This is a genomic window from Pseudomonas sp. B21-048 (assembly GCF_024748615.1).
GTDB lineage: Bacteria > Pseudomonadota > Gammaproteobacteria > Pseudomonadales > Pseudomonadaceae > Aquipseudomonas.
This window is the reverse complement of sequence record NZ_CP087168.1, coordinates 2,042,623-2,065,421: the sequence shown is the minus strand read 5'-3', so window position 1 is coordinate 2,065,421 and position 22,799 is coordinate 2,042,623. Positions and strand designations below refer to the sequence as shown.

The 22,799-nt window shown below is 60.1% G+C and carries 15 protein-coding genes and 1 pseudogene; 5 read left to right on the top strand and 11 right to left on the bottom strand.

The window, feature by feature from the left end:
- The first annotated feature begins 106 nt into the window (after positions 1-106).
- Both LOY56_RS09520 and LOY56_RS09515 read left to right on the top strand, forming a co-directional pair.
- Positions 107-928, top strand: coding sequence for an aldo/keto reductase (locus LOY56_RS09520; RefSeq protein ID WP_258621262.1), 822 nt, complete (start codon positions 107-109; stop codon positions 926-928).
- A 30-nt stretch (positions 929-958) separates the two neighbouring features.
- Entirely contained in the window at positions 959-1,429 is a 471-nt protein-coding gene (locus LOY56_RS09515; RefSeq protein ID WP_258621260.1) for a DUF1810 domain-containing protein, read from the top strand.
- Here LOY56_RS09515 and LOY56_RS09510 read toward each other — a convergent pair.
- The 8 genes and pseudogenes from LOY56_RS09510 to leuC form a co-directional block, all read right to left on the bottom strand.
- Positions 1,394-3,754, bottom strand: coding sequence for a DNA polymerase II (locus LOY56_RS09510; protein ID WP_258622597.1), 2,361 nt, complete (start codon positions 3,752-3,754; stop codon positions 1,394-1,396). The genes LOY56_RS09515 and LOY56_RS09510 overlap by 36 nt on opposite strands.
- A 182-nt stretch (positions 3,755-3,936) precedes the next feature.
- On the bottom strand, positions 3,937-6,537 hold the full coding sequence (locus tag LOY56_RS09505; RefSeq protein WP_258621258.1) for a FimV/HubP family polar landmark protein: 2,601 nt from the start codon (positions 6,535-6,537) through the stop codon (positions 3,937-3,939).
- A gap of 208 nt (positions 6,538-6,745) precedes the next feature.
- Complete coding sequence (locus LOY56_RS09500; RefSeq protein ID WP_258621256.1) at positions 6,746-7,756, bottom strand: aspartate-semialdehyde dehydrogenase; 1,011 nt, start codon at positions 7,754-7,756, stop codon at positions 6,746-6,748.
- A 250-nt stretch (positions 7,757-8,006) separates the two neighbouring features.
- A complete protein-coding gene (gene asd / locus LOY56_RS09495) occupies positions 8,007-9,119 on the bottom strand; it encodes an aspartate-semialdehyde dehydrogenase (protein ID WP_258621254.1) in 1,113 nt (370 codons plus the stop codon).
- A 68-nt stretch (positions 9,120-9,187) separates the two neighbouring features.
- On the bottom strand, positions 9,188-10,270 hold the full coding sequence (gene leuB / locus LOY56_RS09490) for a 3-isopropylmalate dehydrogenase (protein ID WP_008007203.1): 1,083 nt from the start codon (positions 10,268-10,270) through the stop codon (positions 9,188-9,190).
- Positions 10,271-10,332: 62 nt separating this feature from the next.
- Positions 10,333-10,410 (bottom strand): annotated as a pseudogene (locus LOY56_RS09485) (hypothetical protein); the annotation flags it as partial.
- 78 nt (positions 10,411-10,488) lie between these two features.
- Positions 10,489-11,133 carry a 3-isopropylmalate dehydratase small subunit gene (gene leuD / locus LOY56_RS09480; protein ID WP_258621252.1) on the bottom strand — a complete coding sequence of 215 codons (645 nt, stop codon included), beginning with the start codon at positions 11,131-11,133 and terminating at the stop codon, positions 10,489-10,491.
- A gap of 11 nt (positions 11,134-11,144) precedes the next feature.
- On the bottom strand, positions 11,145-12,563 hold the full coding sequence (gene leuC / locus LOY56_RS09475) for a 3-isopropylmalate dehydratase large subunit (RefSeq protein ID WP_223483702.1): 1,419 nt from the start codon (positions 12,561-12,563) through the stop codon (positions 11,145-11,147).
- A gap of 159 nt (positions 12,564-12,722) precedes the next feature.
- Here leuC and LOY56_RS09470 point away from each other — a divergent pair, with 159 nt between their 5' ends.
- The 3 genes from LOY56_RS09470 to LOY56_RS09460 all read left to right on the top strand — a co-directional run bounded on the left by LOY56_RS09470 (position 12,723) and on the right by LOY56_RS09460 (position 18,781).
- Entirely contained in the window at positions 12,723-13,613 is an 891-nt protein-coding gene (locus LOY56_RS09470) for a LysR family transcriptional regulator (RefSeq protein WP_007905966.1), read from the top strand.
- An 84-nt stretch (positions 13,614-13,697) separates the two neighbouring features.
- Positions 13,698-16,976 (top strand): PAS domain S-box protein, encoded by a 3,279-nt coding sequence (locus tag LOY56_RS09465; protein ID WP_258621249.1) that lies wholly within the window; start codon positions 13,698-13,700, stop codon positions 16,974-16,976.
- Positions 16,977-17,089: 113 nt separating this feature from the next.
- A complete protein-coding gene (locus tag LOY56_RS09460; RefSeq protein ID WP_258621247.1) occupies positions 17,090-18,781 on the top strand; it encodes a molecular chaperone HscC in 1,692 nt (563 codons plus the stop codon).
- Here the strand turns inward: LOY56_RS09460 and LOY56_RS09455 are convergent.
- The 3 genes from LOY56_RS09455 to LOY56_RS09445 all read right to left on the bottom strand — a co-directional run bounded on the left by LOY56_RS09455 (position 18,778) and on the right by LOY56_RS09445 (position 22,790).
- Positions 18,778-21,459 (bottom strand): DUF805 domain-containing protein, encoded by a 2,682-nt coding sequence (locus LOY56_RS09455; protein ID WP_258621245.1) that lies wholly within the window; start codon positions 21,457-21,459, stop codon positions 18,778-18,780. The genes LOY56_RS09460 and LOY56_RS09455 overlap by 4 nt on opposite strands.
- Complete coding sequence (locus tag LOY56_RS09450; RefSeq protein WP_258621243.1) at positions 21,456-22,154, bottom strand: DUF1266 domain-containing protein; 699 nt, start codon at positions 22,152-22,154, stop codon at positions 21,456-21,458. Before LOY56_RS09450 ends, LOY56_RS09455 begins: the two co-directional genes overlap by 4 nt.
- A gap of 189 nt (positions 22,155-22,343) precedes the next feature.
- Positions 22,344-22,790 (bottom strand): Hsp20 family protein, encoded by a 447-nt coding sequence (locus LOY56_RS09445; protein WP_008075938.1) that lies wholly within the window; start codon positions 22,788-22,790, stop codon positions 22,344-22,346.
- Positions 22,791-22,799: the final 9 nt, after the last annotated feature.

Below are 22,799 nucleotides of genomic sequence, written 5' to 3'. Positions count from 1 at the left end.
GGCAGCTCCTTCCATGCGCAAGGGGCTGCTTTCGAGATGGCTACGGAACCACCGGACCATTTTGCTGCCAACTGAAGTATCGATCGGGCTTCGGTAAGGAGGATTCATGCGTACTCTTGAGTTGGCCGGCGTCCATGTGCCGGTCATCGGCCAAGGGACCTGGCGCATGGGAGAAGAACGCTCCCGACACACCAGGGAAGTTGCAGCGCTGCGTTTGGGCATCGAGTTGGGCATGACCCTGATCGACACCGCTGAAATGTACGCTGAAGGAGGCGCTGAAGAGGTGGTGGGTGAAGCCATCGCAGGCAGGCGCGACCAGGTTTTTCTGGTCAGCAAGGTCTACCCCTACAACGCCAGCTGTCTAGGCATCCCCCAGGCCTGCGAACGTAGTCTGCGGCGGTTGAATGCAGATTACATTGATCTTTACCTGTTGCATTGGCGCGGCGAATATCCCCTTGAGGAAACCGTCGAAGCCTTCGAACGCCTGCGTGAAAGCGGCAAGATCGACCGTTGGGGCGTGTCCAATTTCGATCTGGACGACCTGGAAGAACTGGCCTCGCCGACCTGCACCACCAATCAGGTGCTGTATAACCTGGAAGAGCGCGGCATCGAATTCGATTTGCTGCCCTGGAGCCAACACCAAAGGATGCCGGTGATGGCCTATTGTCCGATCGGCCAGGGCGGGAGCATGCTGACCAATTCGACGCTCAAGCAGGTTGCCGCCCGTCACGAGGCGACACCTGCACAAATAGCGCTGGCATGGATTCTGCGTCAGAACGGCGTGATCGCCATCCCCAAGGCGGTCCGTCCCGAGCACGTGCAGCTCAATGCGCAAGCGGCGCAATTGCGGCTTGAGGTCGGGGATCTGGAGGCGCTGGACCAAGCTTTTCGCGCGCCACAACGCAAGCAGCGGTTGGCCATGGTCTGAGCCATCGCGGTGCTGTCAGAGGGCATCGGCATGAGAAGTACCGATCAGCTCGACGCTTTCAATTTGCCACGCTTCGTCCAGGCGCAGGACCCTGTGTTCGAGTGGGTGCAGGAGGAGCTGCGCGCCGGCCAGAAGCGCCGGCACTGGATGTGGTTCATCTTTCCGCAGTTTTCCGGGCTGGGCGACAGCGAGATGTCCCGCTACTTTGCCATTCGCTCCAGCGAAGAAGCCACGGCGTACCTGGAGCATCCGTTATTGGGTCCGCGCTTGCGTACCTGCACGCAATTGGTTCTGGACATTCCTCAAAGCTCGATCGCCAAGATTTTCGGTCACCCCGACAACCTCAAATTTCACTCATCGATGACGCTGTTCGCCCAGATTTCTCCAAAAGGCAGCCTGTTCCATCAGGCGCTGGATCAATATTTTCATGGCATACCGGATGGCTGGACGTTGTCGCTGCTGGACTCAAAACAGGCCCAGTTGCCCCCCAATCAGCGTTGAGAAATCGTCATCCACGAACGGCAGGATCGCATCCGCCACCGGTTGCAGCTGCCGAGTGACGTAATGGTCGTAGTCGATGGGCGCGCTGCGGATTTCCAGCGGCTCGGGGCCGGCAACGGTGATTACGTAGCTGATCCAGCCGCCGTTCTGATATTGCCGCGGGCGTCCCTGCTGGTCGTTATAGTCATCGGCGATCCGCGCGGCCCGCACATGCGGTGGCACGTTGCGCTGATAATCATCAAGGGTGCGGCGCAGGCGTTTGCGATAGATCAGGCGCTCGTCGAATTCACCGGCCAACGTCTTGCGCACATAGTCGCGTACATAATCCTGATAGGGCTTGCGATTGAAGATGCGCAGGTACAACTCCTGCTGGAATTGCCGGGCCAGCGGCGACCAGTCGGTGCGCACGGTTTCCAGGCCCTTGTAGACCATTTCATCGGTGCCATCGGCGCGGGTAACCAACCCGGCATAGCGCTTCTTACTGCCCTCCTCGGCGCCGCGAATGGTCGGCATCAGAAAGCGCTTGTAGTGGGTTTCAAACTGCAACTCCAGTGCACTGTCCAGCCCGTATTCCTGTTTCACATGCTCGCGCCACCACTGGTTGACGTGGTCCACCAGCGCGTGGCCGATCTGCGCAGCTTCGGCCTGCCCGTGAGGGCGGCGCAGCCAGACGAACGTCGAGTCGGTATCGCCATAGATCACCGCGTGGCCTTGGGCTTCGATCAACTGGCGGGTGCGCAGCATGATCTCGTGACCGCGCAGGGTGATGGAGGAGGCCAGCCGTGTATCGAAGAAGCGGCAACCGCTGGAACCGAGGACGCCGTAGAAGGCGTTCATGATGATCTTCAGCGCCTGCGACAGCGGCGCGTTGTGTTCACGCTTGGCGGTTTCACGGCCTTCGGCGACCCGGGTGATGATCGCCGGCAGGCAATGCCGGGTTCTTGAAAAACGTGCACCGCGAAAGCCCGGCACCGACTCGCTGTCGTCGGGATGCTTGAGCCCTTCGATCAAGCCCACCGGGTCGATCAGGAAGGTGCGGATGATCGACGGATAGAGACTTTTGTAGTCGAGCACCAGCACCGATTCGTACAGCCCGGGTTGCGAATCCATGACAAAACCGCCGGGGCTGGCCTCCGGTGGTTTGTTGCCCAGGTTCGGTGCAACGAAGCCCTGACGGTGCATCAACGGCATATACAGGTGAGTGAACGCCGCCACCGAGCCACCGCTGCGGTCCGCCGGCAAACCGGTAACGCTGGCGCGCTCGAGCAGGAAGGTCAGCAACTCGGTCTTGGCGAAGATCCGCGTCACCAGTTCGCAGTCCTTGAGGTTGTATTTCGCCAGGGCCGGTTTGTCCTCGGCGAACATGCGATTGATTTCGTCCATGCGCTGGTACGGGTTGTCGATCGACTTGCCCTCGCCCAACAGGGTTTGCGCGACGTTTTCCAGGCTGAACGAGGGGAAGCTCCAGGTCGCCGAACGCAGCGACTCGATGCCGTCGATGATCAACCGGCCGGCGGCCGAAGCGAAGTAATGATTGCGGCTGCCGTGCTCGCGCCACTGCATTTCTTCACCGCCACGCCCCAGTTTCAGCGGTACCGCCAAGCGGCGAGCATGTTCGTGCAGTACGCGCAGATCGAACTGCACGACGTTCCAGCCGATGATGGCGTCGGGGTCATGCCGGGCGAACCATTCATTGAGTTTTTTCAGCAGCAGGGTTCGCGAGTCGCAGTATTCGAGTTGGAAATCCACCGCGCTGTCATCGCCATTGGGCGGCCCGAGCATGTACACCTGACGCTCGCCGCAGCCTTCCAGGGCGATGGAATACAACTCGCCTTGGGCGGTGGTTTCGATGTCCAGCGAGACCAACCTGAGGTTCGGTCGGTAGCCCGGATCGGGTTTCATTTGCGCGTCGAGCAGCAGGCCTTCGGCGTTGGGCGTGCCGCCGAACAAAACGGGCGCGGTGATGAAACGCTCCATCATGTAGCGTTCCGGCGGGCGGATGTCGGCTTCGAATACATCGATACCTGATCTGCGCAGCGTGGTTTCCAGGCGCATCAATTGACCGTGCTGCTGGCAATACAGGCCGAGCACCGGGCGGTACTCGAAATCCAGAAGGGCCAAGGGCTTCAGCTCGACGTTTTTCTCGCCGCGCAGCAGCGCTTCGGCTTGCTCGCGTTGGGCTGCTGGAATGAACGCCACCGACGGCTGATGCGGCAGACGGATGCGCCGGGGACCGGCATCGGTCGCCAGCCAGAACTCGACTTCCGTGCCGGCCGGGGTATCGCGCCAATGCCGGGTCAGGACGAAGCCCTGCTGTAAATCCACCACTGCAACCTCAACGATTTGATTCAAGGGGTAATTCTACGCGCCATCGACGGTGATAGCGCTCATTGCCCAAGTCGACCCAATCCATGAAGGAGCGAGCCGGCAGGCGCCATCGCATTATCCCTGGAAACAAAAACGGCAGCCTCGATGGGCTGCCGTTTTGTTTACGCCTTAGCGATGACTCACGCCAGACGCGAGAGCATTTCCTTGGCTTCGCTCTTCTGACCGGCATCGCCCTCGGTCACCACCTCATTGAGGATGTCCCGTGCGCCGTCGCTGTCGCCCATGTCGATGTAGGCCTGGGCCAGGTCGAGTTTGGTGGCGACTTCATCGGTGCCGGAGAGGAAATCAAGCTCATCGTCCGCGGAGGCCAAAGCGTCTTCCTCGGTGAAGCTCGGCTCACCGAGACTCTGGGACAGACGATCCAGCTCGGCGTTGACGTCGTTGAGTTCGTTTTCGAAGGCGTCAGGTTGATCCGGGGTGGCGTCCATTTCATCGGCCAGTGACAGGTCAAAATCCGCGGGTAACTCCAGGTCGTCGAGCACCGCCTCAGTCACGGTTGGCACCTGGGCCGCAGGCAAGTCCTTGAGGTCTTCATCCAGACTCAACAGGAAGTCGTCTTCGGCCAGGGTTGCCGGCGAGGCATCGCCGCCCAAATCCATGTCCAGGTCGAAGTCCGACAGATCGTCGAGGTTTTCCTTGATTTCGGTCTGTTGCTGCAATACCGACTCAAAGCTCAAGTCGTCGTCGAGCGGGAATTCGTCCAGCTCAGCCAGAGCTTCTGGTTCTGGTTCTGGTTCTGGCTCGGCTGCAACCGCAGGCGCGATCGGAACAGCCGCATCCAGGTCGTCCAGGCTCAGATCGAAGGCGCTGTCGAAGTCAGCCAACGCTGGTTCCAGGGCTTGCGGTTCGTCCAGCAGCAGATCCTTGACGTACTGCGCGTCCAGCTCGGCGGCGATGGCGGCGGCGGCCAGGCCGCTGGCTACTACGACAGCCATGGCGGGGAAGCGGCTTTTCAGCGCTTCGACCTGGGCGAAGTTATCGCCGTTGGCCACCAGTTGACGCTCCTGAGCGACGAACGCATCGCGGTCGCCCTGCTGGCCATAGACTTCCATCAGTTTCAGACGCAGGTCACTGCGCTGCGGCTCTTGCTTGATTGCGTCTTCCAGCAAGGCAGCGGCCTGATTCAGGCGACCGCCTGCGATGTGCGACTGCGCCTGAGCCAGTACGTCGTCAGAGCGCTCGGCGGCAGGTGATACCAAGGGTGCAGCAATCGGCGGCGTCACCACAACCGGGGCAATCACCGGAGCTGGTGCTGGTGCTGGTGCTGGTGCTGGTGCGAGTTTCACGCTCGGCGGCGGAACTTCCAGACCTTCGAAGCTGCTTTCCGGCAGGTCTTGATCGACGAAGAACGCTTGCTCCTCAGCCAAGGCACGGGCCATGCGCAGATGCTTCTCGGCTTCTTGCTGAGCTTTGCGGCGACGGGCCAGCAACAGCAACAACAGCAGCACAACCACCGCACCGCCACCCACCAGACCCAACAGGATCGGGCTGGTCAGCAGCTCGTTGAATTTCTGCTCATCGGATGTCGCAGGTGTTGGCTCCACGGGTGGCGCCGGAACGGCTTCTGGTGCAGGTGCCGCGTCCGCAGGCGTTGTCCCGGGACTGGTCGACAGCTCGGCTGACATCGCCGGAGTTGTCGCAGCCGCCGCCGGTGCATCCGCGCCGCCTTCGGCCTGCAGCTTGGCCAATTGGTTGTTCTTCAGTTCGATCAGGCGTTGCAGCTTGTCCACCTGACTTTGCAGATCGCTCATGCGGCTTTTCAGCTCAGCATTGTCACGACGAGTGGTGTCGAGGCTTTCCTGGGTGACAGTCAGTTTGTTGCTCAAGGCTTTCGCATCACCGGCGACACCTTTGCCACCCTTGCCGGTATCGGCAGAGACCAGGCTCAGTTTGTCTGTCGTGGCTTGCGATGAAGCCCCTTCCCCACGAGCGCGCCGGGTAGCGTCGAGCTGCTGCTGACCGGTTCCAGGTTTCGCCACGTAGCGACGGCCCTGGCGCCATGCGGTGTTCTGCGCAGTGACTTCTGCGATGGCCTTGGCTTGCGGCAGGCTGGTGCTCTGCGCTTGATCGGGCAGGCGCAGCACCTGACCGGTTTTCAGCCGGTTGATGTTGCCGTCGATGAACGCATCCGGGTTCAGCGCCTGGATGGCCAGCATGGTCTGCTGAATCGAACCGCCGTTACGCGCCTTCGCGGCAATTTCCCACAGGGTATCGCGCGGCGTGGTGGTGTGTTGCGACGACTGGGTGGCGCCGGTGACTGGCGCGGTCACTGCTTGGGATGGTGCCGGTTGCGCGGCGGCATCGGCGGTCTGCGGCGAAAATTTGGACGGGTCGAGCAGCACGCTGTAATCGCGCAACAGACGACCGTTGGGCCACATCACCTGAACCAGGAATTTCACCATCGGTTCGGACAGCGGTTTGCTGGACGTGACGCGCAGGATGCTTTTACCGCTGGCATTAAGTACCGGGGTAAAAGTCAGGTCGTTGAGAAACGCCTGACGATCGACACCGGCCTTGGCGAAATCTTCGGGCGAGGCCAGGCTCGGCACCACTTCGCCAACCGTGAGGTCCTTGACGTCGAGCAACTCGATTTCTGCGACCAGAGGCTGGTTCGGCGTCGATTTCAGGGTCAACTCCCCAAGCCCGAGGGCATGCGCCATACCGGAGGACAGCGCCGAGGCGGCCGCTATTGCTAACACCAGTTTGCGAACTTGAACCATAACCTCTTCCTTTGTTTGAACATTCCTCGGCCAGCGAGAAGGTGTTGATTGCCGCTGCCGTAAGGCATTGCGCGCGGCGACGAAGGGTCGTCGCGCGCGATCATTTCATTCATGCAATGGGAAGCCCTGCGGGGTGGCTCACCTTGAGCATTCCGGCCAAGCATGACGCTCGACCGGAATCATTCGATAAATTGTTGCCAAGTATCTTTTACAGCAGGTCTTTTATCAACAATTCAGCCACCTGCACAGCATTGAGCGCGGCGCCTTTGCGTACGTTATCTGACGTCAGCCACACATTAAGTTCCGCCGGGTCGTCGATCCCACTGCGAACCCGACCAACGTAAACCACGTCCTGCCCTACCGCATCGCCTACCGGGGTCGGGTAATCGCCCGCCTCGACCAGCTCGATACCAGGCGCCGCTTCCAGCGCTGCGTTGACTTTCGCAAGGTCGACAGCGCTCGATGACTGCAAGGTCACGCTAAAGCTATCGCCGAAAAACACCGGAGCTTGAATGCAAGTGACGGAAATCTTTAATGAAGGTAGCGCCATGACCTGACGCAGCTCGCGCACCAGACGTTTTTCCAGCAGTGTATGGCCTTGAGCATCAGGCGTACCGACTTGCGCCAGCAGGTTGAAAGCCATCTGCCGATCGAAGAACGCTGGCTCCAGCGGACGCACATTGAGCAGCTCGGCGGTTTGCCGGGCCAGCTCGGTGACCGCTTCGCGGCCTTGGGCAGAGACCGCCAGACACGCCGTCAGGCTGATGCGTTGCAGATCGAGCAAACCGAGCAACGGCGCCAGCACCACCGCCAGCGTCGCGGCCGAAGGGCTTGGGCTGCTGACCCGGAAAGGCTTTTTCAGGCCGGTCAGAATTTCAGCGTTGGCCTCAGGCACCACTTGCGGCGCCTGATCGGCCGGCAAGGCGCCGGACAGGTCGATCAGCGAGCAACCGGCGGCCGTGGCACGCGGGGCGAAACTGAGGGTCACTGCCGGGCCGGCGGCAAAAAATACAAGCTGGACTTTGCTGAAATCGAATTCATCAACTTCCCGCACCCGCACGTTCTTGCCGCGAAACGGTACCGAATGCCCGGCCGATTCACTGCTCGCCAGCAGGTGCAGGTTACCGACAGGAAAATCCCGCTCTTCAAGAATCTGGACGAGTGTTTCGCCGACAGTGCCGGTGGCGCCGATCACGGCAATATCAAAGGACTGGCTCATGGTTCTACCTCTGGCGAAACGGGGGGAGCGGCACTTTACCGGGTGGTTGGCAGTGAGGCAATTCACGCCCCATCCTGATCGTTCCCATGCTCTGCGTGGGAATGTCGCCATGGACGCTCTGCGTCCGCCGTTGAGGCAGTGACGCGGAGCGTCACGGGATGCATTCCCACGCAGAGCGTGGGAACGATCGGTAGGCAAAAAAAAACCCGCACCTCTTTCAAGGCACGGGCTCTTTCGTTACATCAATCGATCAACGCTCAAGCAGGATCCGCAGCATGCGACGCAGCGGTTCGGCCGCGCCCCACAGCAGTTGGTCGCCGACGGTGAAGGCACCGACGAACTGCGAACCCATGTTCAGCTTGCGCAGACGGCCGACCGGCACGTTCAGGGTGCCGGTGACTTTCGTCGGGCTCAGCTCCTGCATGCTGATTTCACGGTTGTTCGGCACCAGCTTGACCCAAGGGTTGTGCTGGCTGATCAGCCCTTCGATGTCGGCGATCGGTACATCTTTGTTCAGCTTGATGGTCAGCGCCTGGCTGTGGCAACGCATGGCGCCGATGCGCACGCAGATGCCATCCACCGGGATCGGGCTCTTGAAGCGACCGAGGATCTTGTTGGTCTCGGCCTGGGCCTTCCACTCTTCGCGACTCTGGCCGTTCGGCAACTCTTTGTCGATCCACGGGATCAGGCTGCCGGCCAACGGAACACCGAAGTTTTCAGTCGGGAACGCGTCGCTGCGCATGGCTTCGGCGACACGGCGGTCGATGTCGAGGATGGCGCTGGCCGGGTCGGCCAGTTGATCGGCGACAGCGCCGTGGGTCACACCCATTTGCTTGATCAGTTCACGCATGTGCTGCGCGCCGCCACCGGAGGCTGCCTGATAGGTCATGGCGCTCATCCACTCCACCAGACCGGCTTCGAACAGACCGCCCAGGCCCATCAGCATCAGGCTGACGGTGCAGTTGCCGCCGATGTAGTTCTTGGTGCCCGCGTCGAGCTGCTGGTCGATGACCTTGCGGTTCACCGGGTCCAGCACGATCACCGCGTCATCCTGCATGCGCAGGCTGGAAGCGGCGTCGATCCAGTAACCCTGCCAACCGGCTTCGCGCAGTTTCGGGAAGACTTCGCTGGTGTAGTCGCCACCCTGGCAGGTCAGAATCACGTCGAGGGTTTTCAGCTCTTCAATGCTGTAAGCGTCCTTGAGCGGAGCAATGTCCTTGCCCACGGACGGGCCTTGGCCACCGACATTGGAAGTGGTGAAAAACACCGGCTCGATAAGATCGAAATCCTGCTCTTCCAGCATCCGCTGCATGAGCACGGAACCGACCATACCGCGCCAACCGATCAGACCTACACGTTTCATCGCAACTACACCTTCTTTAAAAGTGGGCCGCTGCTTTCAAGGTTGAAAGTTGCAGCGGGCCAAAGAGATTACAGATTCCGCAGCGCGGCGACTACTGCATCGCCCATTTCCTGCGTACCAACCTTGGTGCAACCGGCCGACCAGATGTCGCCTGTGCGCAGGCCCTGATCCAATACCAGGCTCACGGCCTTCTCGATGGCATCGGCCGCATCCTGCAGATTGAAGCTGTAACGCAGCATCATCGACACCGACAGAATGGTCGCCAACGGGTTGGCAATGCCCTTGCCAGCGATGTCCGGCGCCGAACCGTGGCATGGCTCGTACATGCCTTTGTTGTTGGCATCCAGCGACGCCGACGGCAGCATGCCGATGGAACCGGTGAGCATCGACGCTTCGTCGGAAAGAATGTCGCCGAACAGGTTGTCGGTGACGATCACGTCGAACTGCTTCGGTGCACGCACCAGTTGCATGGCGGCGTTGTCGACGTACATGTGGCTCAGTTCGACGTCCGGGTAGTCCTTGGCCACTTGCTCGACGACTTCACGCCACAATTGGCTGGAGGCCAGCACGTTGGCCTTGTCCACCGAGCACAGCTTCTTGCCACGCACGCGGGCCATGTCGAAACCGACACGGGCGATACGGCGGATTTCGGTTTCGCTGTACGGCAGGGTGTCGTAGGCCTGACGCTCGCCGTTTTCCAGTTCACGCACACCACGTGGCGCGCCGAAGTAAATGCCGCCGGTCAGTTCACGGACGATCAGGATGTCCAGGCCAGCCACGATTTCTGCCTTCAGGCTGGAAGCTTCGGCCAGTTGCGGGTACAGGATCGCCGGACGCAGGTTGCCGAAAAGGCCCAGTTGCGCACGGATTTTCAGCAGACCGCGTTCAGGGCGGATATCACGTTCGATGGTGTCCCATTTCGGGCCGCCCACGGCGCCCAGCAATACCGCATCGGCGGCACGCGCACGGGCCAGGGTTTCATCGGCCAGCGGCACGCCGTGCTTGTCGATGGCGGCGCCACCGATCACGTCATGACTCAGCTCGAAACCCAGGCTGTACTTGTCGTTCGCCAGTTCCAGCACCTTGACCGCTTCGGCCATGATTTCCGGGCCAATACCGTCACCCGGGAGAATCAGAATCTGCTTGCTCATGCTTTCCTCATGTCATCAGTCGGTGCGCCCAAGGGCACTCCCGGAAAAAGTCTATCGGGCGTTTACTTCTCAGCCCACAGCACCAGTACATCTGTGCTGAACGAACCATCGGCCTCAATCTCGAAATACTCGCGAACATGACCGGCGCCATAACCGAGGTCAAGCACACGGGCATCGCCCTGCCCCGCCAGTTCAGCCCCATCACGCCTTACGCAAATTCACGCGTCGCGAAACAACCACGGCTGGCTTGCGCGATGCTTGGCTTCAAACGTGGCAATCGCCTCGTGGTCCTGCAACGTCAGGCCGATATCGTCCAGGCCATTGAGCAGGCAGTGCTTGCGGAACGCGTCAATCTCAAAACTCAACACCTTGCCATCCGGACGGGTCACGGTCTGGGCTTGCAGATCAACCTGCAACTGATAGCCCGGCGTCGCCTCAACCTGCTGGAACAGCTCATCGACTTCAGCGTCGCTCAGGATGATCGGCAGCAAGCCGTTCTTGAAGCTGTTGTTGAAGAAGATGTCGGCATAGCTCGGCGCAATGATGGTGCGGAAACCGTACTCTTCCAGCGCCCACGGCGCGTGTTCGCGGCTGGAGCCGCAACCGAAGTTCTCGCGGGCCAGCAACACGCTGGCGCCCTGATAACGTTCGGCGTTGAGGACGAAGTCCTTGTTCAACGGGCGCTTGGAGTTGTCCTGATACGGTTGCCCGACATCCAGGTAACGCCACTCATCGAACAGGTTCGGGCCGAAGCCGGTGCGCTTGATCGACTTCAAGAACTGCTTCGGAATGATCTGGTCGGTGTCGACGTTGGCACGATCCAAAGGCGCGACAAGACCAGTGTGCTGGGTAAAAGCTTTCATGCTGCGCTCCTTTAGATCAATTCACGGACGTCGACGAAACGACCGTTCACCGCGGCGGCGGCGGCCATGGCCGGGCTCACGAGGTGCGTACGGCCACCGGCGCCCTGACGGCCTTCGAAGTTACGGTTGGAGGTCGACGCGCAATGCTCGCCCGACTCCAAACGGTCCGGGTTCATCGCCAGGCACATGGAGCAACCCGGCTCGCGCCATTCGAAACCGGCCTCGAGGAAAATCTTGTCCAGGCCTTCGGATTCGGCCTGAGCCTTCACCAGCCCCGAACCCGGCACCACGATGGCCTGCTTGATGGTCGAAGCCACTTTACGACCCTTGGCGATCACGGCAGCGGCGCGCAGGTCTTCGATCCGCGAGTTGGTGCAGGAGCCAATGAATACGCGGTCCAGCTGAATGTCGGTGATCGCCTGATTGGCGGTCAAACCCATGTATTTCAAGGCGCGTTCGATGGAGCCACGCTTGACCAGGTCCATTTCCTTCGCAGGATCGGGAACGTTCTGATCGACAGCCAAGACCATCTCGGGCGAGGTGCCCCAGCTGACTTGCGGTTTGATCTGAGTGGCATCGAGCTCAACGATGGTGTCGAACTTGGCATCCGCGTCGGAAACCAGGTCTTTCCACGCTTCGACAGCCAAGTCCCATTCCGCGCCTTTCGGAGCAAATGGACGGCCCTTGACGTAAGCCACGGTTTTTTCGTCGGCGGCCACCAGACCTACGCGAGCGCCGGCCTCGATCGCCATGTTGCAAATGGTCATGCGACCTTCAACGGACAAGTCGCGAATCGCGCTACCGGCGAACTCGATGGCGTGGCCGTTACCGCCGGCGGTGCCGATTTTGCCGATCACTGCGAGGACGATGTCCTTGGCGGTCACGCCGAACGGCAATTGGCCTTCGACGGACACCCGCATGTTCTTCATTTTCTTGGCGACCAGGCACTGAGTGGCAAGCACGTGCTCGACCTCGGAAGTGCCGATACCGTGAGCCAGGGCACCGAACGCGCCGTGGGTCGAGGTGTGGGAGTCGCCGCAGACCACGGTCATGCCCGGCAAGGTGGCGCCCTGCTCCGGGCCGATCACGTGGACGATGCCTTGGCGCACATCATTCATCTTGAATTCGACAATGCCGTATTCGTCACAGTTGTCATCGAGGGTCTGAACCTGCAAACGCGAGACCTGGTCGACAATCGCTTCGATACCGCCCTTGCGCTCCGGAGTTGTCGGAACGTTGTGGTCCGGGGTCGCGATGTTGGCATCGATGCGCCAAGGCTTGCGCCCGGCCAGACGCAGGCCTTCGAAGGCTTGCGGCGAGGTCACTTCGTGGATGATGTGACGATCGATGTAGATCAGCGCAGAGCCATCGTCGCGCTGCTTGACCAAATGCGAATCCCAGAGCTTGTCGTAGAGCGTTTTGCCGGCCATCAGACGGTTTCCTCATCAGCTTGTTTCTATGCCCCGGATTTTGAAACTTTCAATAACCCCTTGGCTTGTGAGGTCGATCCTAGGGGGTTACATTAAATAACTCAAATTCATATTTTTTATGCTTTGCATAACCACATGGAATACAACTGAGACATCATCATGGACCTCGCCAACCTCAATGCTTTTATCGCGATTGCCGAGACTGGAAGCTTCTCCGGCGCCGGCGAACGGCTGCACCTGACGCAACCCGCCATCAGCAAGCGCATCGCCGGCCTGGAGCAACAATTGAAGGTGCGGCTGTTCGATCGACTGGGCCGGGAAGTCAGCTTGACCGAAGCCGGTCGCGCCCTACTGCCACGCGCCTATCAGATCCTCAATGTACTGGATGACACCCGCCGCGCCCTGACCAACCTGACCGGCGAAGTCTCCGGTCGTCTGACATTGGCCACCAGTCATCACATTGGCCTGCACCGCTTGCCGCCCTTATTAAGGGAGTTCACCCGACGCTACCCACAAGTGGCGCTGGATATTCAGTTCCTCGATTCGGAAGTGGCTTACGAAGAAATCCTCCATGGCCGCGCCGAACTGGCGGTAATCACGCTTGCACCGGAGCCCCACGCACTGGTCAAGGCCACGCCCGTGTGGGATGACCCGCTGGATTTCGTGGTCGCCCCGGAGCATTCGCTGATCGCTAACGGTCCGGTCAGCCTGGCGGACATTGCCCTGCACCCCGCGGTTTTCCCCGGCGGCAACACCTTTACCCACCACATCGTGCAGCGCCTGTTCGAGGCCCAGGGCCTGACGCCGAACATCGCCATGAGCACGAACTATCTGGAAACCATAAAGATGATGGTCTCGATCGGCCTGGCCTGGAGCGTTTTGCCGCGCACCATGCTGGACGATCAAGTGGCGCGCATACCTTTGCCGGGCATACAGCTCACTCGCCAGCTAGGCTATATCCTGCACACCGAACGGACGCTGTCGAACGCGGCACGGGCCTTCATGGCTCTGCTGGATGCACAAATCGATCAGCCAGGGACTCGCGGCTAAGCTGTGCTTCTTCTTTTTGTGCTACGCCTATAGAGCCCCAAAACCCTGTGCCTAACGCCCAATTCAGCCCAAGGCCTGTCATCCATGCCCAAATCTGTTGAACGTATGCCGCCGATGCCGCGCATTCAGGCACTTGACCCCAAACGGTCCGAGCAGAGCTGGGAAAGCGCCCCGCAGTTGCTGGCGGCCCTTAACGGTGCTCGGCTAGGCGCCTGGTATTGGGACATCGAGCGGGGGCAAATCAGTTGGTCACGGGGTACTCAGGCGTTGTTCGGTTTCGATCCCCGGCAGCCGTTGCCGGAAGACCTGGAATACCTCGACCTGCTGCCTCAGGAGGATCGGGCGAAAGCCATTCGCGCCTTCAATGCAGTGATCGCCGGCGCTCCGCTGGAACAGGCGATGCACCACCGCATCCGCTGGCCCGACGGCAGTCTGCACTGGCTGGAAATCAACGGCAGCCTGCTGCCGGACAAAAACGGCCGACCGCGTATGATTGGGGTCATTCGTGAAATCACCCATCAGCGCCAGCGCGAACAGGCGCTGAGCAGCTCGGAAAAACGCTTCGCCACGCTGTTTCACCTGTGCCCGAACATGGTGCTGCTGACCCGTCAGGAAGACGGGCTGATCAGCGAAGCCAACCAGTATTTCGAAAGCCTGTTCGGCTGGCCGGTGCAGGACGCTATCGGTCGAACCACGCTGGAGCTGGGTCTTTGGGTCAACCCGGAGCAACGAACGCAACTGGTTAAGGCTACCAAGGCCAAAGGCGAGCTGATCAACATGGAGGTGCAGTTTCGCGCCAGCAACGGGCAGGTTCACGACGGCATCCTCAGCGCGAAAAAGGTCGAACTCGAAGGCCAGCCTTATCTGCTGAGCACGTTCCTCGACACCACCGAACGCAAAATTGCCGAGCACGCCCTCAAAGACAGCCAGGAACGCCTCGACCTGGCTCTGGACTCGGCGCAACTCGGCACCTGGGATTGGCACATTCCCAGCGGCATGCTTTACGGCTCGGCGCGGGCCGCCCAGTTACATGGGCTGGACTCCAAACCCTTCCATGAGTCCTTCGACGCGTTTTTCGAAGGCGTGCCCGGCGAAGAACGCGACACCATGCGCGACGCCTACCGCAGCTTGCGCGAAGGCCCGGCCGGCAATTATCAACTGACGTACCGCGTGCAGTTGGCGGACGGCAGTTCGCGCTACCTGGAAAGCCGCGCCAGACTTTATCGAGACGACCACGGCAACCCGCTGCGCATGGCCGGCACACTGCTGGACATCACTGACCAGATGGAACGCGAACAGCAACTGGTGGCATCGGAAGAGAAATTCGCCACCTTGTTCCAGGTCAGCCCGGACCCGATTTGCGTCACGCGCCAGGACACCGGCCATTTCATCGAGATCAACTCCAGTTTCACTCAGACATTCGGCTGGAGCACCACCGACGTGATTGGCCGCAGCGCCGACGAAATCGGCCTGTGGGACGCTTCGGCAAAAAGCCTGCAACGAATCGAGCGGGTCATCCGCGAGCAAGGCCTGAACAACGTGGCAATCATCGTTCAGCACAAGGACGGGCAATCCCTGACTTGCGTGATTTCGAGCCGGCAGATCAGCGTCGGCGACCAGCCCTGCATCGTCACCACCCTGCGCGACATCACCCAACAGCAACGCTCGGAAGCGGCGCTCAAGGCCAGTGAGGAGAAGTTCGCCAAGGCCTTCCACTCAAGCCCCGACGCCATCACCATTACCGAGCGTGACACCGGGCGCTACCTGGAAGTTAACGATGGTTTCTGTCGCCTGACAGGTTACCGCGCTGATGAAGTGGTCGGTCGCACGGTGTATCAGGTGGGCATCTGGGCCGAAGAGAAACAACGCTCCGCCTTGTTGGCGGAACTACAGATCAAGGGCCGGGTTCACCATCAGGAAATGCTCGGGCGCAACAAACGCGGTGAGTTGCTGACCGTCGAAGTCTCGGTGGAGCCGATCACCCTCAACGAAACCGCGTGCCTGCTGCTGACCGCGCGGGACGTCAGCTTGCTGAAAAATGCCGAAGCGCAGATCCGTCACTTGGCCTACCACGACCCGCTGACCAACCTGCCCAACCGCGCACTGTTGATGGATCGCCTGAGCCAGCAGATCGCCCTGCTCAAGCGCCACAACCTGCGCGGCGCGCTGATGTTCCTCGACCTCGACCACTTCAAGCACATCAACGACTCCCTAGGTCATCCGGTAGGCGATACGGTGCTGAAGATCATCACCGCGCGCCTCGAAGCCAGCGTCCGCATGGAGGACACCGTCGCGCGCCTGGGCGGTGACGAGTTTGTGGTGTTGCTCAGTGGTCTGGAAGGCTCGCGCAGCGACGTCAGCGCTCAGGTCCGGGAATTGGCGGACACCTTGCGCGAACTCCTGTCCGAACCGATGTTCCTCGACGGACAGCGCCTGCAAGTGACGCCGAGCATCGGCATCGCGCTGATCCCCGACCACGGCTCGACCCCGACCGACCTGCTCAAACGCGCCGATATCGCCCTTTACCGCGCCAAGGACTCGGGCCGCAACACCACGCAGATGTATCACAACACCATGCAGAAGGCCGCCAGCGAACGCCTGCGCATGGAAACCGACCTGCGTCTGGCCCTTTCCCGGGGTGAGTTCAGCGTTCAATACCAACCGCAAGTAGACGCCCGCGACAACCGCATTACCGGCGCCGAAGCCCTGGTGCGCTGGCACCATCCGCAGCTGGGCGCGCAATCGCCCACCGAGTTCATCAAGGTGCTGGAAGACAGCGGGCTGATTCTGGAAGTCGGCACGTGGATCCTCGACGAAGCCTGCGCGGCCTTCAAACACCTGATCGCCAAGGGCCTGATCGATCCGCTCAATTTCAGCTTGTGTGTGAACATCAGCCCACGACAATTCCGTCAAAACGATTTTGTCGAACGCATCGAACACAGCCTCGGCAGCCATGGCCTGCCCTGCTCATTGCTGAAACTGGAAATCACCGAAGGCATCGTCATCCAGAACCTGGACGACACCATCAGCAAAATGCGGCGCCTGAAAAAACTCGGCGTGAGTTTTGCCATGGACGATTTCGGCACCGGTTATTCCTCGCTGACTTACCTCAAACGCCTGCCAGTGGACACCCTGAAAATCGATCAGTCGTTCGTCCGCGACGCCACCACCGACCCCAACGATGCCGAAATCATTCGTGCCATCGTCGCCATGGCCCGCAGCCTGGAGCTGGAAGTCATCGCCGAAGGGGTGGAAACCCTGGAGCAGCTGGAGTTTTTGCAGGGGCTGGGCTGCCATTTGTATCAGGGCTATTTGCACAGCCGGCCACTGCCGGTGGAGGAGTTTCAGAAACTGCTCAAATAATCGGGGTCACTGATGCACCGCACGGGAGATATTCCGTAACAGGCGCTCCAATTGCCAGTTTTTCTCTCAACCTGTAGGGTCGCGTTTTTTGCACCGCCTCAAAGAGATCAACCATGCAGGATGCAACCCTCCCCCGCCCGGCCTTGCTGGGTATCGACCTTGGGACCACCAATAGCCTGATCGCCGTTTGGCAGGAAGGTCGCGCACAGTTGATTCCCAACGCCCTAGGCGATTTCCTCACCCCTTCAGTGATCAGCCTCGATGAAGACGACAGCATTCTGGTTGGCAATGCGGCTCGCGCCCGTCTGACCACCCATCCAGAACGCACAGTGGCGGCGTTCAAGCGTTTTATGGGCAGCGACAAACAGTTCGAACTGGGCGGGCAGCAATTTAGCCCGGAAGAACTGTCAGCACTGGTAATCGGTTCACTCAAACAGGATGCCGAAGCCTGGTTGGGCCATCCGGTGCATGAGGCGGTGATTTCGGTGCCGGCCTACTTCAGTGACGAGCAACGCAAACGCACGCTGTTTGCCGCCGAGCTGGCGGGCTTGACGGTGTCGCGGCTGATCAACGAGCCGACCGCCGCCGCCATGGCGTACGGGCTGCACGAGCAGAAGTTCGAGCGCACGCTGATTTTCGACTTGGGCGGCGGCACCTTCGATGTCACGGTCCTGGAATACGCACTGCCGCTGATTGAAGTGCACGCTTCCACCGGCGACAACTTCCTAGGCGGTGAAGACTTCACCGCAGCATTGTTGCAGGCCTGCCTGAAAGACTGGCAACTCACCCCACAGCTGATCGACGGCCAGGGGTTGGCCAGCCTGGGGGATGCTCTGGAGCAACTCAAATGCAAACTCAGTGAAGGCACCCAGCATCTGAACTGGAATGGCGCCGACGTCTTGCGCGAGTGGTCGCTGGATGAGGCCGCCGCGCTGAAAATCTGGGAACCGCTGCTGGCCCGGTTGCGCGCTCCCATCGAACAAGCCCTGCGCGATGCACGGCTCAAGCCCCGGGACCTCGACAGTCTGGTGCTGGTCGGCGGTGCTACGCGGATGCCAGCCGTGCAGCAGATGGTCGCCACACTGTTCGGGCGCCTGCCCTATCGCCATCTCGACCCGGACACGATTGTCGCACTGGGCGCCGCCACCCAGGCGGCGTGCAAGGCCCGCGATAGCGCAATCGAGGAGCTGATCCTGACCGACGTCTGCCCGTACACTCTGGGCATCTCGACCCATCGCGGTGAAGACGTCAGCGGCGCCTTCTCGCCGATCATCGAACGCAACACCGTGATCCCTACCTCTCGGGTGCAACGCTTTTACACCACCCATCCGCAGCAAGACCAAATCCGTATCGCGGTCTATCAGGGTGAACGGCCGTGGGTGCGGGACAATATTTTCATCGATGCCTTCGACGTCGCGGTGACACCCGGCGACCAGATACAAGCCCTGGATGTGCGCTTCAGCTACGACATCAACGGCTTGCTTGAAGTTGACGTGACCCTGCTGGCCAGCGGCGAACGCCACAGCCACAGCATTGATCGCAGCCCCACCGGGCTCGACCCGCAATCACGGCAAAACAGCCATGAACGGCTCAGCGCCCTGAAAATCCATCCACGAGACGCGCTGCCCAACCGCACCCTGCTGGCACGGCTGGAGCGTGCGTGGACGCAAAGCCTGGGCGATGAGCGCGAACAAATTGCCGGTTGGCTGGATGCCTTTACCGCCGTGCTCGGTGGCCAGCAATCGGTGGAGATTGCCAGCCATCGGTCTCAACTCAATAAAGCGCTGGATCAACTGCGCCTTTAGCCGTTAAGCCGCCGCAGGGTCGTCTGCAAGCCACCGGGCAGCGAGTCCTCTCCGACGCTGTCCGGCGGCACACCATAGCGGTTAGGCAGCTTGTCGCCGGAAAAGCCGAACAACACCAGAGGCAGGAACGGCAAAACCGGCGTCAGACAGGCAATAATCAGCAGTGTGGGAATCCCGCGGCCAATGTCATGCAGCCGACGCAGAGTCGCACTGAGCAACAACCCGATGCCCAGCAGCAGCATGACAACCCCCGAGACGGCAGTGCCGCTGAGTAGCGCCACGATCGGGGTGATCACCACACATCCCAGCACCTGCCCGATAAACGCCTTGCGTCCCAATCGCGTGCCCAAGCGCCAGACCGCAGCAGACGGCACCGGGCGAGTGTCGCTTTTGGCCAGGAGCAGGCGCTCGCTCCAGGACAGCAAGGCAGTCAATGCCAGACGCAGGCCCACACTGTTCGCGGTTTCATCCTTTCCGCGCTGCAACTGTTGCAGCACCTTGGTCCTCGGCACGCCTGCCGCGCCATAACGAATCAGGCTTCTCAGCGTATCGAGGACTTCATAGACCAGCAGCTTGTCGACGTCGAAATCCGTCAGCACTTTGCGAGGCGGCCAAACAGGATCCCCCTTGATCAAACCATTACGGAACGCTTCGAACCAGTCATCTTCACAACTGATAGCGGCAATGGATTGCAACAGTGCGCGATGCTGCTCGGCGTCAAGGCTCGGATCGTGATACAGCACACCCCAGAGCAGCATCAGCCCCAGCAAATCCTCGCCACACGCATCAGGATCACTTTCAATGCAGGTATAGAGCTGCGCATTACCGGGCAGCGCTGTGCTGTCCAGGGCCTGTTGCACATTGAACAGCTGCTGCACGAGCAAGCCATGGACCGGATCGGTACCTTGCAGCCATCCCAGCAAACCGGTGCAGTTGCCTTGCTCACGCTGCAAACGCCGCAACAACGGCTGGAGCCGACTCAGGGGATGAGCCGGGTTGAGCTCCAGCCGCTCCAGGCATTGCGTATCGATCAACGTCAACCAACGCTCAGGCTGTTCGAGCAATGCCAGCAGGAATACCGATTGAGCGTGCCATTGCCACGCCGCCTCGCCTTGCACAATGACCGGCAGGACTGCGCCTCGCTGTCCCAATTGGACCAGCAGACTCAAGCTCCGCAAGTTCACGTCCGCTTCTGCGTCCACCAAGTCAAATGCCTGATCGATCCGCACCAGGGCAGACGGGTCGTAAGCCCGCAGCCTGCTCAACCACAGGCGACAAATCTTGTGCGGTTCGCCTTTTGTCAGTTCCTCGGCGAGTTGCGGCTCAACTGAACGGCTGTTGAGAAAGGCCTTCATTGCCAACGGAATCGGCGCCTGATTCAACCAACAGAGTTGCTGCTCTGCCTGATACTTGAACCCGCTCAACACCAACCCCTCAAGGGCATCGAACGGATGCGGCTCGTCCAGTATTTGTTGCAACAACCACACATCCCCACGATGCAAGGCCCAAGCATGCCGGTACAGACGCTGCAAGCGGGAATCCGCATGCTCCCCTAGCAGCAATGCCAGCAGAGGCAGTTCATCCCCCGTCATTCGCCAATCGACAAATGAGGCTGCCAATCCTTGCAGATTGAGTTGCCCGACCCCAAGCCAGCGAGCCAGCGTTTCGGGACGCTGTGAAGGGCTGCCATATTCTTGAGTGACATCGTCGAGGTCATGGGACCAGTCACGGAAATTTTCCAGACGGTCAAATGCCTGAATCAGCAGCGCGAGAAAGTCTGGCTGACGTTTGGCGCAAAGCTCCAGCAAGTAACTTTCAGCCTTCGGGTGACGATACTCCAGCCAGAGCCGGATCCAGCAGGGTAGCGCCTGATCCTCAAGCCCCAACAAACTGTTTTGACAAGCCAACAAGTAAAGCCAATCGACATCGTCTGGCGCTTGGCTCTGTTGTTCGACACACAGTTGCTGCAGACCTGCACCACCGATACCCGCCTGGGTGAACCGCACCAGCAAACGCTTGATGAATGCTTCGTCCGCCGGCAGTGGCAAACAGGTGTGATGGCTGGCAAAGTCTTCGAATTCATGGAGCGGACGATGCTCGAAGAGGTAGTCGAGGCTTCGGGCATACCACAGGGTTTCCATCTGCGCAGGCTCGGACCAGCCGCTCATCAGTGTCGTATCGAACGGGTCTGGCGTCTTGATGCGTTGCAGGAACTGTTCGACTTTATTCGCCTGCTCGAACCCCAGATCCAGCAACTGGTGTTCCCAACCCATCCGTTGCGCCAGCAGATTCGCGCAGCAGTAAGACAGCGACCCGGCATTGGCCAATGCATGGAACAACCCCCAACCGAGGTCATCTAGAGCGTCCAGAGGCAGCTGATCCAACGCTTTAACGAACGCTCGCCAGGCCTCTGGATTGAAGCGCCGGGCCGGATCTTCGAGCAATGCGTAAAAATCCACCAAGGTCTGCGGAATCTCGGAGGCAGCAGCGCCTTCATCTTCGATTTCGACCTCTTCATGACGAGCGAAACGGTTGGCACTTTCATAGGCCTCACGCAGTGCCTGAAAGCCCTCAGGATCACTCTCCGGATGATGCTCCGGCAGACGCGCGCGGTAGGCATTTCGAATAAGTGTCTGGTCTTTGGTGGGTTCTATACCCAGGCGTATCCAGCAACTCATGACCAGTCGAACTCCTCAAGGGACGCCGGGCGTGGCAGCGCATCAAGGTCCGTGTGCCAAGGCAAATCAGCCAGGAAAGAAGAGGTGTCGCGCGCAAGACCACGCGCAATGAAAGCGCTACGCGAAAACTCCCCTTGCCGATCAAGCTCGTGAGCCATCTGTTCGTCACTGTTGCCCAGACAGCTCCAGAACGCATGACCGGCCAGGAAACCATTGAAATAGGAGAACCAACTGCCGTAATGGTATTGCGCTCTTACGGCGAGTCGGCCATGTAGCCAAAGACTTTCAGTTAAATCGATCCACTCATTGCGCAAGCCACAGCGCAAGAGAAACCCCATGCGCCCGAGATCCCAAGCCCTGATACCACCCGGCCCGCATCCACCGAAGGTACGCCCGGCGAACTCGTGCAAGTCGCGCTCGCGGGGTGACAGCGTTTCAAGCAGTGCCTGCCATTCGCTCGGCAAGCAACGCTGCCACGACCGATACGCCCCATCGAGATGAGAGGCATGACCGTCGTCCGCCATCCCTTCAAGCATGCTTAATAACTGCGGCCGGTCGCTGATGCCCCAGCTGCATTGCAGGTCGATGAATTGCGGATCGGAGTAGAAAGCAGGCTCGTCGTAACGGGCGCGAGGATTGAGGGCCACCATCGGCGCAGATAGACCGCACAGCCAACGCTGTTGTATCTCTTCCATGAAAAAAAGCTCCGGGCAGACCTGGCAGGATGGGGGTCGGCAAAACTGGCGCGGATTGTAGAGAAACCGTCGCAAAGCGGCAAAGCTTGTATGGCTGTTTTTTGCCTGGAAACAAAAAGGCCCCGACAAGTCGGGGCCTTCATTCAGCGGGTTACAGCCTGTTCAAACGAATGTATTTCTTCGAATGACTCAGTGCTGCAGAGCCGGTTTTTCCGTCCCGTTGATCGGGATGCGTTTGGCTTTCGCTTCTTCCGGAATCACACGCAACAGATCGATACTCAACAAACCGTTGCGCAGCTCGGCGGCCTTGATTTCAATATGGTCTGCCAGACGGAACGACAGTTTGAAGGCGCGCTGAGCGATGCCTTGGTACAAGTAAGTGACGCTTTCGTCCGCGTCACGCTTGCCGCCACTGATGGTCAGCACACCTTTCTCCACTTGCAGGTCCAAGTCTTCTTCCTGGAAACCGGCGGCCGCTACGACAATGCGGTATTGGTCGTCACCGTATTTTTCAACGTTGTAGGGTGGATAGGTGCTGCCTGGCTCATTGCGCAGGGCAGTTTCGAACAGGTCGTTGAAGCGGTCGAAACCTACCGAGGAACGGAACAGTGGGGCCAGGGAAAATGCAGTACTCATGATTCAAAT